Origin of the sequence: Polaribacter haliotis, assembly GCF_014784055.1 — a bacterium.
Classification (GTDB): Bacteria; Bacteroidota; Bacteroidia; order Flavobacteriales; family Flavobacteriaceae; genus Polaribacter; species Polaribacter haliotis.
In genome coordinates this window covers 569699-585925 of sequence record NZ_CP061813.1, presented here as the reverse complement: position 1 = coordinate 585925, position 16227 = coordinate 569699, and the positions used below count along the sequence as shown (strand labels likewise).

Genomic DNA, 16227 nt, shown 5'->3' with positions numbered 1-16227 from the left:
TTTTATTGTTAATGTTGATGACAAAGTTATGTGCTTAATAAATATTGAAATGTTAGCTAACGAACATTTAAGCGATTTTTTGTAATAATCTTATTTCGTGCCTGTTAAAATTGATTATTTTTTCTTCTTTTAACTCGTTCATTAATACATTTAAATTAGATCTAGAAGTACCAATTAAAGAAGCAATGTCTTTTTGTGTATATGGATGTTCGATTACTTTATCTCCTGTTTTTTCACAATCGTGTCCAAATTCTTCGCATAATTCTTTCATAAATTCTAAAAAACGAGTTTTGGTATCTTTAAAAAGAATTAATTGCAGCCTTCTTTCCAACTTTTTAAAACGCAATCCTAAAAATTTATAAATTTTTAAACTAAACGTTTTATTATCTCTCATTAAATCGTGTAATGTCTCTACTCCTATTGGGCAAATAGATGTTTTATTATCTAAAGACTGTGCAAATTCGTTTCTTTTTTCTTCTCCTAAAATTGCTTTTTCCCCAAATAATTGTCCTTTTGTTAAAATGGCATTTACAACTTCATCTCCTTCTTCTGTATAATAACCAATTTTTACCTTTCCATTCTGAATCAAGAAAACTTTACTTGCAGCATCATCAGCAAAATAGATGTAGTCACTTTTTTTATAAGTGTCGAAAGTGTGACATTCTTTATATTCTTTAAATTTATGAGGACATAAAAGATTGAATAAATTTACGTTGTCGAAAAACCATAGATTTCTCATAAGTTAATAATTTTGTTGGATACATTAAAAGTCTAAAATTTTGGTATATACTTACAAAAAAACTCCTGAATTTCTTCAGGAGTTTTATATAATAACAAGAAAACTATAATTACTTAGCGTTTTCCTTTTTTATTAAATTTAAAGCAGATCCTTCGTTATACCAATCGATTTGACCTTGGTTATATGTATGGTTTGCCATTACAATGTCTTTACTTCCATCTGCATGAACAACTTCAATTGTTAAAGGTTTGTTTGGTGCAAATTCATTCATATCTATAAAGTTGAAAGTATCATCTTCTTGAATTAAGTCGTAATCTGCTTCATTTGCAAATGTTAAACCTAGCATACCTTGTTTCTTTAAGTTTGTTTCATGAATTCTAGCAAAAGATTTTACTAAAACAGCAACAACACCTAAATGTCTTGGTTCCATAGCTGCATGTTCCCTAGAAGAACCTTCTCCATAATTATGGTCTCCAACAACAATAGATTTTACGCCTGCAGCTTTATAAGCTCTTGCTGTATCTGGTACTCCACCAAATTCTCCTGTTAATTGGTTCTTTACTAAATTAGTTTTTCTACCAAAATCGTTTACAGCTCCAATTAAACAGTTGTTAGAAATATTATCTAAATGACCTCTAAAACGTAACCATGGTCCAGCCATAGATATATGATCTGTAGTACATTTTCCGAAAGCTTTAATTAACAATTTTGCTCCAGAAATATCATTTCCAATTGGTGTAAAAGGCTCTAATAATTGTAATCTTTCAGAATCGTCATTAACAGCAATTTTAACATGACTTCCATCTTCCTCTGGTGCTAAATACCCATCATCTTTTACTTCAAAACCTTTTGGAGGTAATTCCCATCCTGTAGGTTCATCTAACATTACTTCTTCTCCGTTTTTATTTATTAATTTATCCGTCATTGGATTAAAATCTAAACGACCAGCAATTGCAACTGCTGCAACCATTTCTGGTGAAGCTACAAAAGCATGTGTATTTGGGTTCCCATCTGCACGTTTTGCAAAGTTTCTATTAAAAGAATGAATTATCGAGTTCTTAGGTGCATTTTTAGGATCTGAGTATCTTGCCCATTGACCAATACATGGTCCACAAGCATTTGTAAAAATCTTAGCATCTAATTTTTCGAAAATTCCAATAATCCCATCTCTATCTGCAGTATATCTTACTTTTTCAGAACCTGGGTTAATTCCTAATTCAGATTTCATTTTTAATCCTTTATCTATCGCTTGTTGTGCAATCGAAGATGCTCGAGATAAATCTTCATAAGAAGAGTTTGTACAAGACCCAATTAAACCCCATTCAACAGCTAAAGGCCAATCATTTTCATTAGCTTTTTTAGTCATATCAGAACCTGCTTTCGTAGATAAATCTGGTGTAAAAGGTCCATTTAATAATGGGCTTAATTCTGATAAGTTAATTTCTATAACTTGGTCGAAATAAGCATCTGGATTTGCATAAACTTCATCATCTCCAGTTAAATAATCTTTTACCTTATTTGCTGCATCTGCAACATCACTTCTATCTGTAGCACGTAAATAACGTTCCATAGATTCGTCGTAACCAAAAGTTGAAGTTGTTGCTCCAATTTCTGCTCCCATATTACAAATTGTACCTTTTCCAGTACAAGACATTGCTTTTGCTCCTTCTCCAAAATATTCTACGATTGCTCCTGTTCCTCCTTTAGCAGAAACAATTCCAGCAACTTTTAAAATAACATCTTTTGGTGCAGTCCAACCAGAAAGTTTTCCTGTTAATTTAACACCTATTAATTTTGGAAACTTTAATTCCCAAGCCATTCCTGCCATTACATCTACAGCATCTGCTCCACCAACTCCAATAGCTACCATTCCTAATCCTCCTGCGTTTACAGTATGAGAATCTGTACCAATCATCATTCCTCCTGGAAATGCATAATTTTCTAATACTACTTGGTGTATAATTCCTGCTCCTGGTTTCCAGAAACCTAAACCGTATTTATTAGATACCGATTCTAAGAAATTAAAAACTTCGTTACTTGTATTTAAGGCAGATTGTAAATCTAAACTTGCCCCATTTTTGGCCTGAATTAAGTGATCACAATGTGTTGTTGTAGGAACAGCAACTTTTGTTTTACCAGCTTGCATAAACTGTAATAAAGCCATTTGTGCAGTTGCATCTTGTAAAGCAATTCTATCTGGTGCGAAATCTACATAGTCTTTACCACGCGTAAAAGCTTTGGTAGGATTTCCATCCCAAAGATGAGAGTATAAAATTTTCTCTGCTAAAGTTAAAGGTTTCCCTGTAATTTCACGTGCTGCATCTACTCGTTCCACAACGTTAGCATACACTTTTTTGATCATATCTATATCAAAAGCCATATGTTATTATTTTTTTATGATTATGTGAAACAAATTTACAGTTTTTATGGGGATTTTAAAAGATAAATAATAGATTGCTGTAATTTATGAATAAAAAAAAGCTATTTTTTAAAAAACTGACAATTCAATAAAAAAAAAGCTGTTATTTTGATAAAAAATGAAAATATCGTAAAAATAATATTAAAAAAGCAGGCTAATAAGCCGAATTCTGTTTCCTTAAAAAGGTTCTTATCATTTATCTAGTTCTAAAATTACTCTTAGAATCTATCTGTCTACCCTTTAGAATCGAGCGAGTAGCTCTCAAGCTCTAATATACATGACATTGCACCTCATAGAGTTTACCTGGTTTCACTACAGCCTAACTGTACATTCTTTCTGTTGCACTGGTCCTCAACTTACGTTGGACGGTTGTTATCCGCTATGATTACTCTCTAGTGTTCGGACTTTCCTACTTATAAATAAGTCGATAAGATAAGCCTGCTAAATTTTAATATTTTTTGTAAAATTACAACTAATTTTCATAAAAAAACCCACTCATAAATGAGTGGGAAAAATTGCTATGAAAAAGAAAAAGTGTTATCAATTTCTTGATAACTTAACAAATATAAATTAAAATAAATTTATAAAAAAATATTTGTTAAAATTATTTACAAATTTTAAATATAAATTTAATTTTATGAAAACATATCTTTTACTTTTTCAAAAAATGATTTATCTGAAGTATTCGGATTTGGTGTAAAATTCTCATTATCAGACATTTTTTCAAAGAATTGCTTTTGTTCTTTGTCTAAATGCTGAGGCGTCCAAACATTAATATGAATCAAGAAATCTCCTGTTCCATAACGCTCAATACTTGGTAAACCTTTTCCTTTTAGTCTTAATATTTTACCAGATTGTGTACCTGGTTCAATTTTAATTTTCACTTTTCCAGTTACAGTTTCTACTTCTTTACTAACACCTAAAACTGCCTCAGAAAAGTTAACATATAAATCGTAATGAATATTTGTACCTTCTCTTTTTAGTTTTTCATGTGGAATTTCTTCTATAAGAACTAATAAATCTCCAGAAATTGAATTTTTTCCTGGAGCATCGTTTCCTTTCCCTCCTACTTTTAGCTGAACACCTTCTGTAACACCTGCAGGAATATTAATTGAAACTGTTTCTTCTTTTGTAATTAAGCCTTGTGCATCTGCACCATTTGGCTTACTATTTATAATTTCTCCTGCACCAGAACACGTTCCACAAGTAGTTGCAGTTTGCATTCTACCCAAAATGGTATTGGTAACACGCATTTGCTGTCCAGATCCATTACAAGTTGTACAAGTTTTATATGTAACTCCATCCGCTTGAACTTTTCTGCGAACTTTTACCTTTTTCTCTACTCCTTTGGCAATTTCTTCTAAGGTAAGTTTTACACGAATACGCATATTACTTCCTTTTACTCTGGCTTGACGTTGGCCTCCACCTCCAAATCCACCAAAACCACCTCCACCTCCAAAGATGTCTCCAAACTGACTGAATATGTCATCCATATTCATGCCTCCACCACCAAAACCACCTCCACCTTGAGGACCGTCAAAAGCTTGATGACCATATTGATCATATCTCGCTTTTTTGTTTTCGTCACTTAAGATTTCGTAAGCCTCTGCAGCTTTTTTAAAGTTCTCTTCTGCAGTTGTGTCATCCGGATTTTTATCTGGATGATATTTAATTGCCATTTTTCTATATCCTTTCTTAATTTCTGCTTGTGAAGCCGATTTAGAAATTCCTAATACTTCGTAATAATCTTGTTTTGCCATTTTAATTAGTTTTCAGTCTTCAGTTGGCAGTTAGCAATCAGCTTGTTACTGAATTATTGTTAACTGTATAATAAAAACTTTATCAATTTGCAGTATTTCAGTCTTCAGTTTGCAGTCTTCAGTAAGCAGTTAGTTATACTGCCTACTGAAGACTAAAAGACTGTCTACTTTTTTACTGTCCTATTACCACTTTTGGATAACGAATAATTTTATCTCCTAACTTGTATCCTTTTTCAACACAATCAATTACTTTTCCTTTCATATCATCTGATGGAGCAGGAATTTGTGTAATTGCTTCATGAATTTCGGCATCAAAAACATCTCCAGCATTGGTTTCTATTTTTGATAATCCTTTTTGCTCTAAAGTGTTGTAAAATTTATTATAAATCAATAAAACACCTTTTCTTAATTCTTCTGCTTCTTTATCTTCTTCGATATGTGACAAAGCGCGTTCGAAATCATCTACAACTGGCAGTAAAGCTGTCATTACTTCCTGACCTGCTGTCTTAAATAATTCGACTCTTTCTCTTGTGGTTCTTTTTTTATAGTTTTCGAACTCTGCAAATAACCGTAAAAATTTATCTTTTTCAGCTTGAACTAACTCTTCTGGAGTTGGCTCTTCTATTACAACTTCTGCTTCAACCTCTTGATTTTCTTCAACTTGAACAGTTTCTTGTTCGTTGATTATCTCTTCGTCTTTTATATTATCTTTCTTACTCATATCTTTGTAATCGTTAAATTGTCTACAATTTATTGGCAAAAATGTTGCCAACAAAAAAATAGTGTCAAACTGACACTATTTTGTATTCTTTATTTAAAATAATAGTCCTTATTTAATCTATCAAAGGCTTGGCATCTAATTTCCATTCTTTTTTTATAGGAATGTTTAAATATTTTAATATTGTGGGCACTACAGCAGTCTGTGGAATGGTTTGCTTTTCTAATTCTTGAATAGCATTGATTTTTTTATCATTATTCACACTTTCAAAAAACGAATTTCCTTTTTTATTCAGACCAACAAAAATTGATTTTTCTGAAATTGTTTGGTTTCCATGCCCAAAACCTTTGGAATCTCTACCATGATCTGTGACTAAAATAACCAACCAATCTTCGTTAAAATTTTTATTTCTATGTTCAGTTGCTTTTAAAAGATAACCAATATTTTCATCCATTTTTAATATAGATTTCGAATACTTTTCACCAAAACCATGTGCATGTCCTGCATGATCTACATCATCTAAATGAACAAATACAAAGTCTAAACCTTTACCCTCTATTAAATCTACAGCTATTTTTGTTGAATTATCATCTAAACCTCCTTGTGTAGAAAAATCTACCAAATACATATCTTTATATAATAATAAATTAATGTTCTTCCATGTTGAAATACTCGCTGTTTTTAATTTAGAATTTGAAGTTTTTATAAAATTAAACACACTTTTAGAAGCACTAACTTGATTTGAAGAATTACTAGTAATTTTATGATTATCGGTCCAAACTCCAGTTAAAACGGTTACCCAACTAGGACCACTGGAAGTTACTTGTTGAGAATCTGTACCCAATAATCCTCCATTAAAACCCTTTTTTATGTTGAATTTATCGAAATTAGGTGTTTTTACTTTTGCTAATTCTTCTAATTGTAACCCATCGATTCCTACTAATAAAACGTTCTTTTTTTGAGAAAGAGTTATTTTTGTTATTAGTAAAATAAGTATTAAAGGGATGTATTTTAGCATAAATTAATATAATTTAATCTTCTATTCTTTCAATTTTTGCACCTATAGATTTTAAACGAGCCTCTATGTTTTCGTAACCTCTGTCTATTTGTTCTATATTATTAATTATAGAAGTTCCTTTTGCGGATAAAGCTGCTATTAATAAAGAAATTCCTGCTCTAATATCTGGTGAAGTCATTTTTGTTGCCTTCAAACTCGATTTAAAATTCATACCAATTACTGTTGCTCTATGAGGATCGCACAAAATTACTTTTGCTCCCATATCAATCAGTTTATCAACAAAAAATAGACGGCTTTCGAACATTTTTTGATGGATTAAAACGGTTCCTTTTGCCTGTGTTGCAATTACCAAAACAATACTTAATAAATCTGGCGTAAAACCTGGCCAAGGTGCATCTGCAACTGTTAAAACAGAACCATCTATATAATTCTGAATTTCGTAAGATTCTTGTTCTGGAATGTAAATATCATCTCCTCTTTTTTCTAAAGTAATTCCTAATTTTCTAAATACATTAGGTATTTGTCCAAGATTTTCCCAACTAACATTTTTTATGGTTAGTTCAGATTGTGTCATTACTGCAACCCCAATCCAAGAACCAATTTCAATCATATCTGGTAAAACTGTGTGCTCACAACCACCAAGAGAATTTACACCTTCTATAATTAATAAATTTGAGCCAACTCCAGAGATTTTTGCGCCCATAGAATTCAACATTTTAGACAATTGTTGAATATAAGGTTCGCAAGCTGCATTATAAATTTTTGTAGTTCCTGTTGCTAAAACAGCCGCCATTAAAATATTTGCAGTACCAGTTACAGAAGCTTCATCTAATAACATTTCTACTCCATTTAGCTCTTCTGCTTCAACTCCGTAAAATGATTCTTCTTTATTGTATCTAAATTTTGCACCTAATCTAATAAAGCCTTCAAAATGTGTATCTAAACGTCTTCTACCAATTTTATCTCCTCCAGGTCTTGGAATATATCCTCTACCAAATCTTGCTAAAAGTGGACCAACAATCATAATTGAACCACGTAAAGAACTTCCATCTCTTTTAAAATCTGCAGATTCTAAATAATCTAAATCAATTTCATCTGCTTGAAATGAATATGAACTTCTACTTAATTTTTTAACTTTTACTCCTAATTCACCAAGAATAAAAATTAATTTATTTACATCTATAATATCAGGAACATTGTTTACAACTACTTTTTCTGGCGTTAATAAAACTGCACAAAGTATTTGTAAAACCTCATTTTTTGCTCCTTGTGGAGTTATTGTTCCATTTAATTTATGTCCTCCTTCAATTTTAAATGATGCCATATACTAATATCTTTTTCTATTTTTATTTTGATTATTGTGGTGTGGTTTTTTATGATTTGTTTTAGAGTTATTCTGCCCTTGAGAATTCCTTTTTCTTAACAAATTTTTACTTTCAGATAATTCTTCTTCTGTTTCTCTTAAATCTAATTTTCCGTCAGATAAATCGTATAAATGTTTAAAAATTACAGCATCATCTACTGTATCTTTATTCCAGTTTAAATAACATTTTTTCATATGATTTGCAATGGTAAAAACCAATGCTTCTTTCTTTTCTCCTTCTTCCCAACTTAAAGCAACATCTATCATTGTTTGAATATTGTTACCATAATAACGATATCTCGATGCAGATTTTGGATACGCTAAACTTTCTGGTTTTTCCTGTAGTTCTTCTTTAGATGGAATTGGATAAGGAGATTCTGCATCTAATTTAAAATCTGACATAATGTACAACTGATCCCATAATTTGTGCTTAAAATCTGGAACATCACGTAAATGTGGTTGTAAATTTCCCATAACATCTACAATAGCTTTTGCCATTTTATCGCGTTCTTCTTTAGATTCTAAAGCTACACAATGGTCTACTAATTTTTGTATATGTCTACCATATTCTGGTATTATCATTAACGGTCTTCCTGAGTTGTATTCTAATTCGAATGTCATTTATTTATTTTTGAAGTGTCTTGATTTAGTTTCAAGAATGCCACTTATTATATTGAAGTTATTTAATGTTGCAAAATAACATTTTATTTTTAGTTTTACTGAAGATTTTTAACCAATCACTCTTAATTTGGCAAATTGTAATAACAATTTCTTTTTACCAACTGTACCAAATTTAATTTCTGCTTTTTTATTAGGTCCATTTCCTTCCAAAGCTATTACTTCTCCACTACCAAATCTATTATGTTCAACGATATTACCTACAGAAATATTGCCATCAAATAGATTCGCTTTAGCTGCTACTTGAGAAACTTTTTTTAAGTTTTTAGGAACAATAATTTCTTTCTTTTTTGCCAAATCACGTTCCATTTTTTTACGCTGAATTGGTTTTTGAAAGCGAATTCCTTTTGGAGCATCATCGAAAATACTTTTATCTACAAACCTATTTATAGAAGGTTCTGGTACTTTTGGTGTTATATAATGTAAATATTGATCGTCTATTTCTTCTAAAAACCTACTTGGTTCTGCATCTACCAACTTTCCCCATCTATAACGTGTTTGTGCGTAGGTTAAATAAGCAACTTTTTCTGCTCTGGTTAACGCCACGTAAAATAACCTGCGTTCTTCTTCCAACTCACTCCTGGTATTCATGCTCATTGCAGATGGAAATAAATTTTCCTCTAAACCTACTACATATACATACATATATTCCAAACCTTTAGATTGGTGAATGGTCATTAAAGAAACACTTGGTTTATCATCATTTTTTTCTGAATCGAAATCTGTAGCCAAAGCAACATCTTCTAAAAATGTAGTTAAAGATGCATCTTCTCCTTCTTCAATCTTATCTGTAATAAAATCTTTAATTCCGTTTAATAATTCTTGAACATTTTCTACTTTACTTACAGCTTCTGGTGTTCCGTCTTTTTCTAAATCTTTAATTAAAAGTGTTTGTTTTACAACAGTTTCTGCAATTTCGAAGGCATTTTTTGTTTTTGCTTCTATTTGTAAACGCAACATCATATTCATAAAATTCTGCAACTTATTTTTTGTTCCAGAATTTATTTTTAAATCAATTTTATCGATATATTTTATAATATCGAAAATAGATTTTTTATAATGATTTGCTGCTATTGTTAGTTTGTCTATGGTTGTTGCACCAATTCCTCTTGCAGGATAATTTATAATTCTCTTTAAAGCTTCCTCGTCATTTGGGTTGATTAATATACGTAAGTAAGACAGGATGTCTTTAATTTCTTTACGTTGATAAAAGGAAATTCCTCCGTAAATTTTATAATCTATATTTTTCTTTCTTAAAGCATCTTCAATAGCTCGTGATTGTGAATTTGTTCTATACAAAACACAAAAATTATCGGAACTTAATTGATGATTCATCTGATTTTCCCAAATAGATTGTGCCACAAAACGCCCTTCTTCCCCATCAGAAATTGTTCGCATTACGTTTATGGAATCTCCAGCGTCGTTAGAAGTCCAAACTTCTTTATCTAATTTGGTCTTATTTCTTGCTATTACAGAGTTTGCTGCATTTACAATATTACTTGTAGATCTATAATTTTGCTCTAATTTAAAGGTTTTAACATCAGGATAATCTTTCTGAAAATTTAAAATATTCTGAATATTTGCACCCCTAAAACTATAAATACTTTGAGAATCGTCTCCAACCACACAAATATTACCAAATTTATCTGCCAACGCTTTTACGATTAAATATTGCGAGTGATTTGTATCTTGATACTCATCTACCATAATATATCTAAAACGATCTTGGTATTTTGCTAAAGTTTCTGGAAAACGCGCTAATAACTCGTTGGTTCTTAACAATAAATCATCAAAATCCATTGCACCAGCTTTAAAGCATCTATCTACATATTCCTTGTAAATATTACCAACTTCTGGTCTGCTAGCATGCAAATCTGCTTCTTGTAAATCGGAATTATTAAAATATGCTCTAACCGTTATTAAACTATTTTTAAAAGAAGATATTCTATTTAAAATCTGTTTTGGCTTGTATTGTTCCTTATTTAAGTTTTTTTCTTTAATAATTGCAGTTATCAAACGAACAGAATCTTGTGAATCGTAAATTGTAAAATTTGAAGGAAAGCCCAACTTATCTGCTTCCGAACGTAAAATTCTTGCAAAAACCGAGTGAAATGTTCCCATCCAAAGGTTTTTTGCTTCACTATTACCAACTACTCCAGCAATTCTTGCTTTCATTTCTTTGGCAGCTTTGTTGGTAAATGTTAATGATAAAATATTAAACGAATCTACGCCCTGTTTCATTAAATGAGCAATTCTGTAAGTTAATACACGTGTTTTACCAGAACCTGCACCAGCAATAATAATCATTGGGCCATCTTTTTGTAAAACTGCTTGTTTTTGAGCTTCGTTTAAAGAATTTAAGTAACTATTCAATAGATTTTATTTTGAAGAATTTAAAACGTGAAATTAGCCAAAGTATTCGTTTTTTTAAAGGATGATTGTTCTTTTTTATTCACAAGTTATTAGTGACAATATTCATTTTAAAAAGAATGTTTCATTTTTATCATAGTTTACTCCAAATTTATCTGCTCATAAACAGATAAACAAAAATATCTGCCTATAGACAGATAAATTAAAATATCTGCTTATAGACAGATAATTTTGCTATTTTAATAAATAAAACATACATTTGAATATAAATTATAAAATAATGACAAGTATTTTAACTGGAGATATTATAAATTCTAGAAAGAAAGATGATGATTTATGGTTATCAACTTTAAAAAATGCACTTTCTAGTTTTGGAAAATCACCAAAGTATTGGCAGATATATAGAGGAGATAGTTTTCAATTAGAAATAGAAAACCCTGAAGAAGCATTTTTTGGAGCCTTAAAATTAAAATCTTATTTGAAAAGAATTGAAGGAATTGATGTTAGAATTGGGATAGGAATAGGCGAAAAAAAGTATGAAGATGCAAATATAACAGCATCTAATGGAGAAGCTTTTGTAAACTCTGGTTTTGCATTTGATAATTATCTAAAAAAACAAAATTTAGCCATAAAAACGCCTTGGCAAGATATTGATGAAGAAATAAATATTGCGTTAGATTTGGCCTCATTAACCATAGATTCTTGGACACAAAATTCTGCAGAAGTTTTTAATTTGTCGATAGAAAATAGAGAAGCAACCCAAAAAGAAATTGCAAAAACTTTAGGAATAACTCAAGGTAGAGTTAGTGAAAGACAAAAACGAGCTGGTTTCGATCCTATAATGAATCTGGAAAGTCGTTTTAGAAAATTAATCAACCAAAAAATAACCGAATAATGCTTTTATTTTTAAAACTTTTATTGGCACATATTTTAGGAGATTTTGTTTTTCAACCCCAAAAATGGGTAACAGACAAAGAACAAAAGAAAATTAAGTCAGTAAAACTGTACTTTCATATTGCTGTTCATGCTGTTTTGTTGCTATTTTTTCTTCAATTTAATTTGAAGGAATATTGGCTTAGTTTTATAATAATTATAGTTTCTCATTATATTTTTGATGTTTTAAAACTCACTTTTCAAAACAAAAAAAGTAAACGAACTTGGTTTTTTATAGACCAGGTTTTACATCTTTTGGCCTTGTTTTTTGTCGCTACTTTATACTCCAAGTTCAATTTTAATTTTGATGAGTTTTTTACTCGTAAAATATTATTATTGTTAATTGGAATCCTTTTGATAACAAACGTTTCATCAGTAATAATTAAAGTTTTTATTACACAGTGGAATCCTGAAAATAAAAAAGAAAACGACGATTCTCTTGCAAAAGCAGGACGTTATATTGGTATTTTAGAACGTTTATTTGTCTTTATTTTTGTAATTACAAATCATTGGGAAGCAATTGGTTTTTTATTGGCAGCAAAGTCGGTTTTTAGGTTTGGAGATTTAACATCGTCCAAAGACAGAAAACTAACAGAATATATTTTAATTGGTACTTTATTAAGTTTCGGGTTGGCAATTATAATCGGAATCTTATATTCGTATTTTGTAACTCTTATGTAATTTATGGAAGATAAAATTTTAGAAAGCATCGCATATATTTTACCAGCTGCAGTAACTGGTTTTGTTGCTTATTACATGTTTAACGGATTCATCAAAAATAAAAATTCTGAAAAACAATTAGAACTTTTGGCACAAAGAAAAAAAGAAGCTTTACCTATTAAATTGCAAGCTTACGAACGTTTAATGCTCTTTTGCGACAGAATAAACCCTGTAAAAATATTGATGCGAATTCCACCAATTTCTACAAATACAAACGATTATTTACAATTATTAATAGCAAACATAGAACAAGAATTTGAACACAATTTAGTGCAACAAATTTACGTTTCTGAAGATACTTGGACAGCCATTTACGCTTCAAAAAATGCAGTAATGAATAAACTAAAACAAGTTGCAGAAAATTCTTCTTCTGCAAATGATTTAAGAGAGAACGTGTTAATAGATTATTCCAAATCTCTACCACCAACAGAAACTGCGATTGACTTTATTAAAAGTGAAGTAAGAAAATTATTATAAAAAAAAACTCCGTTTATAGAATATTTCTACAAACGGAGCTTTCGTCTTTTTCTTTTCACTCTATTTTCCCATGCGTAGAATTAAATTTTTATTCAATTCTAAATTGTTAATATTTTAATTGAAGTAAACTTTACCAGGAATTAAACCTACTGTAAATTCTTTTAATTCTGTATTTGTAGTTGCATCAAAAATCTTTAAAGATCCATTTACTTTATAATCTTTAGCATCAGTAACGTAAATTTTATTTTCGTTTACGGAAATTCCATAAACTGGCGTAGAAATGATTTCTGAAGTTGGAACTGTTTTAGAAGATGCTGGCATTTTAAATACTTTACTTGAAGTAGATAAATAAATATTTCCATTATTAAAAACCATAGAATTTGGGTGAAATTCTGAAGCAAAATCGATAGTTGCAGTTTTTGTATTTGATGCAGTATTAATCGTTACTAAACTCCCTAAAATTTCTGTTGGATTCCAAGATGTTTTTGCTTTTCCTTCACAAGAAACCAATAAATTTCCATTGTTATCAAGCGCCATTTCATCAGGAACACTTCCTACAGCAATTGTTTTAATAATCGTGTTTGTTGAAGCATCGATTACTGTAACTGTACTTCCTGAACCAAAACCACCTTTATGAGAAACATACAACGTGTTTCCATTAGCTATAATTTGCTCTGGCCCTTCAGCAACAGATATTTTAGAAGAAATTGTATTTGTTGCTACATCAATTACTGCTACAAAATCGTCTGTATTATCAGAACCATCTCCCCAATTTGTTACAAATCCTTTTCCGTTTGCAAAAGCAATATACCTTGGATTGCTTAAATCTCCAGTAATTTCTGTTACCTTTTTCATGGTATATCTATTTGCAACAGATATTTTATTACCAACATTTGCTATTAAATAAGCATCATCATTATTAAAACCAATGGATTGTAAAATGGTTCCAATATTCTCGTTATTGGTTTTTTGAAAAATGTTTTCTCCTGTAATTGAATAATCATTTGAAATGAAATTTACAGTTCCTGTTCCTCCAGAAAATGCGCCTTCATTTGCTACTAAAATACCATTGTCATAATCTCCTTTTGGTAAATCTGGCTCATTGTCTTTACTACAAGAAGCGAATAAAAATCCTGATATTGCTACGAAAAATACTACTTTTTTGAAATTCATTTTTTAAAAATTTATGTTTGTTGTTATTTGAAAATTAGTCCCAGGCATTGGCCTGTTTAAGGTATTTTGATAATAAGTATTGTAAATGTTATTGATTTTAAAACCAACTGTAGGTTTATTCTTAAACCTTGATAATTGATAATTAAAACCTAGATTAGAAACTGAAAAAGCAGGAATAATATCCACTAAAAAAGAAACTTTATCGTTTGCTAAAAATTGATAAAAAGCACTAAAATTTTTGTAATTATAATTCAATAAAAATGTTGCTCGGTTTTTTGGAACAGAAATTAATTGCTCATTTCTTTCTAAATCTCTTGCATCTGTATAAGAATATGTAGCATTTAATGTTACCAAATGGTTCTTAAAAGAAGCGTTGTAATTTCCAGAAAACTCTAAACCAATATTTCTGGTATCACTTATATTACTTGGACTCCAAACACCCAAATTATTAGGATTCCACTGAATTAAATCGGACGATTTTATATAAAATCCATTTATATTAAAAGAAACATTCTTAAAACGAATTGCATTTCCAATTTCAAATTGATAGGAATTCTCTGGTTTTAAATTGATATTTCCTCCAGGATTCCAATACAAATCATTAAAAGTTGGTATTCTAAAGTTTTTTGAAGTATTAAATGAAAGTGTATAATTTTTATTGAATTTATGCTCAATTCCTAAAGAATATAAAAAAGGAGCATCAAAGTTATTCTGAATATCTTTTCTAAACTGAATTCCGTAACTCAATTTTTTTGTCAATTGATGATTCAAAGATAAAACCCCAAAAAAAATGTTTCTTGTATTTGAAGCAAAGCTGGTTCCAAAAGCAGATACAGATTCAAAACCAACAATAGCATTCAACTTTAATTTTCTGGAAATAGCATTGTTATAATCTACTTGTGCTATATTTCTTTTTGTATTTCCTGTAGAAAAATTATCGCGGTTTTTATTATTATCAAAATACCTAAATTCATCAAAAATATAAGAAATTCTTGTTGTAATTATTTCTTTATTAGACAAAGAATAATCCCATTCCAATAAGTTTTTAATACTTGTATTTTTATACGCATCGTTTGAAGGCGCATTAATTGTTCTCGATAAATTTCTATCAGCAAAAAACGAATTGGAATAAAATTTTAATTGATTTTTATTATTTATTTTATAACCAAAATTAACATCAAAATTATAATTGAAAAAACTACCATTTTCGTTTGTTAATTTGGAGTTTAAATATTCGAAATTATTATTAGAACTATTGTAACCTAATTTAAAATTCAGATAACTTTTTAATGAAGATTTTACAAAATCGTAACTAATATGTTTAGTATCAAAACTTCCGTATTTTAATAATATCTTGTTCTTTAAAGCTTTTTCAAATGAAATTTCATTATTCAAATGAACAGTTCCTCCAATTGCCCCACTTCCAAATAAAACACTTCCTCCTCCACTTCTTACAGAAATATTATCATAAGAATTTGCAGAAATTCCGTTAAAATCTGTTTGTCCATTTAATTGAGAATTGATGTTAATTCCATTCCAAATAACAGCAGTTTGTGAGGCATTTGTTCCTCTAAAAGAAGGTGAAGAAACCATTCCTAAACCAGTTTCTTTAAAGTAGATAAAAGAATTAAAACGCAACATTTCTGTTAACGATTTTATATTTCTTTGTTTTAAACTATCAGACAAAACAGTTTTAAAATATCCTTTAGAAAAGTCTTTTACTTTAGAAATTGATAACGAAAAACCATTCAGTTTTATGGATACAGAATCTTTCTGCGCATGTAAATTACTTACAGCACAAATTATAAAAACAACAAAGAATACTTGTTTTAAGTTCATTATTTATAAATCTTTATCCC

General features: G+C 29.8%; 13 protein-coding genes and 1 other RNA gene. 3 read left to right on the top strand and 11 right to left on the bottom strand.

What is annotated here, in order from left to right:
* Positions 1-67: 67 nt before the first annotated feature.
* From H9I45_RS02275 to H9I45_RS02235, 9 genes are all read right to left on the bottom strand, one after another.
* Positions 68-739 carry a Crp/Fnr family transcriptional regulator gene (locus tag H9I45_RS02275; RefSeq protein WP_088353557.1) on the bottom strand — a complete coding sequence of 224 codons (672 nt, stop codon included), beginning with the start codon at positions 737-739 and terminating at the stop codon, positions 68-70.
* A gap of 109 nt (positions 740-848) precedes the next feature.
* Positions 849-3119 carry an aconitate hydratase gene (locus H9I45_RS02270; RefSeq protein WP_088353558.1) on the bottom strand — a complete coding sequence of 757 codons (2271 nt, stop codon included), beginning with the start codon at positions 3117-3119 and terminating at the stop codon, positions 849-851.
* Between the two features lie 181 nt (positions 3120-3300).
* An RNA gene (rnpB, locus tag H9I45_RS02265) (RNase P RNA component class A) lies at positions 3301-3603 on the bottom strand.
* 190 nt (positions 3604-3793) lie between these two features.
* Positions 3794-4918, bottom strand: coding sequence for a molecular chaperone DnaJ (gene dnaJ, locus H9I45_RS02260; protein WP_088353559.1), 1125 nt, complete (start codon positions 4916-4918; stop codon positions 3794-3796).
* Between the two features lie 172 nt (positions 4919-5090).
* A complete protein-coding gene (locus H9I45_RS02255; RefSeq protein WP_088353746.1) occupies positions 5091-5639 on the bottom strand; it encodes a nucleotide exchange factor GrpE in 549 nt (182 codons plus the stop codon).
* Between the two features lie 112 nt (positions 5640-5751).
* Positions 5752-6654 (bottom strand): alkaline phosphatase family protein, encoded by a 903-nt coding sequence (locus H9I45_RS02250; protein ID WP_088353560.1) that lies wholly within the window; start codon positions 6652-6654, stop codon positions 5752-5754.
* 13 nt (positions 6655-6667) lie between these two features.
* The gene (murA, locus tag H9I45_RS02245; RefSeq protein ID WP_088353561.1) at positions 6668-7978 is read right to left on the bottom strand and encodes a UDP-N-acetylglucosamine 1-carboxyvinyltransferase; all 1311 of its coding nucleotides are present in this window, start codon (positions 7976-7978) and stop codon (positions 6668-6670) included.
* Positions 7979-7981: 3 nt separating this feature from the next.
* Positions 7982-8638: a DUF4290 domain-containing protein gene (locus tag H9I45_RS02240; RefSeq protein ID WP_088353562.1), complete on the bottom strand. Its 657-nt coding sequence runs from the start codon at positions 8636-8638 to the stop codon at positions 7982-7984.
* A gap of 108 nt (positions 8639-8746) precedes the next feature.
* A complete protein-coding gene (locus H9I45_RS02235) occupies positions 8747-11068 on the bottom strand; it encodes an ATP-dependent helicase (protein WP_088353563.1) in 2322 nt (773 codons plus the stop codon).
* A 277-nt stretch (positions 11069-11345) separates the two neighbouring features.
* On the opposite strand from H9I45_RS02235, the gene H9I45_RS02230 reads away from it, so the two are divergent.
* The 3 genes from H9I45_RS02230 to H9I45_RS02220 are packed head-to-tail and all read left to right on the top strand — an operon-like array spanning position 11346 to position 13195.
* Positions 11346-11960, top strand: coding sequence for a SatD family protein (locus tag H9I45_RS02230; protein WP_088353564.1), 615 nt, complete (start codon positions 11346-11348; stop codon positions 11958-11960).
* Complete coding sequence (locus H9I45_RS02225; RefSeq protein ID WP_088353565.1) at positions 11960-12679, top strand: DUF3307 domain-containing protein; 720 nt, start codon at positions 11960-11962, stop codon at positions 12677-12679. The genes H9I45_RS02230 and H9I45_RS02225 overlap by 1 nt, the downstream gene beginning before the upstream one ends.
* 3 nt (positions 12680-12682) lie before the next feature.
* A complete protein-coding gene (locus H9I45_RS02220; RefSeq protein WP_088353566.1) occupies positions 12683-13195 on the top strand; it encodes a DUF7935 family protein in 513 nt (170 codons plus the stop codon).
* A gap of 114 nt (positions 13196-13309) precedes the next feature.
* Here the strand turns inward: H9I45_RS02220 and H9I45_RS02215 are convergent, their stop codons facing one another.
* A complete protein-coding gene (locus tag H9I45_RS02215) occupies positions 13310-14368 on the bottom strand; it encodes a YncE family protein (RefSeq protein WP_088353567.1) in 1059 nt (352 codons plus the stop codon).
* Positions 14369-14371: 3 nt separating this feature from the next.
* Positions 14372-16207, bottom strand: a complete 1836-nt coding sequence (locus H9I45_RS02210) for a TonB-dependent receptor plug domain-containing protein (RefSeq protein WP_088353568.1) — start codon at positions 16205-16207, stop codon at positions 14372-14374.
* Between the last annotated feature and the right edge of the window lie 20 nt (positions 16208-16227).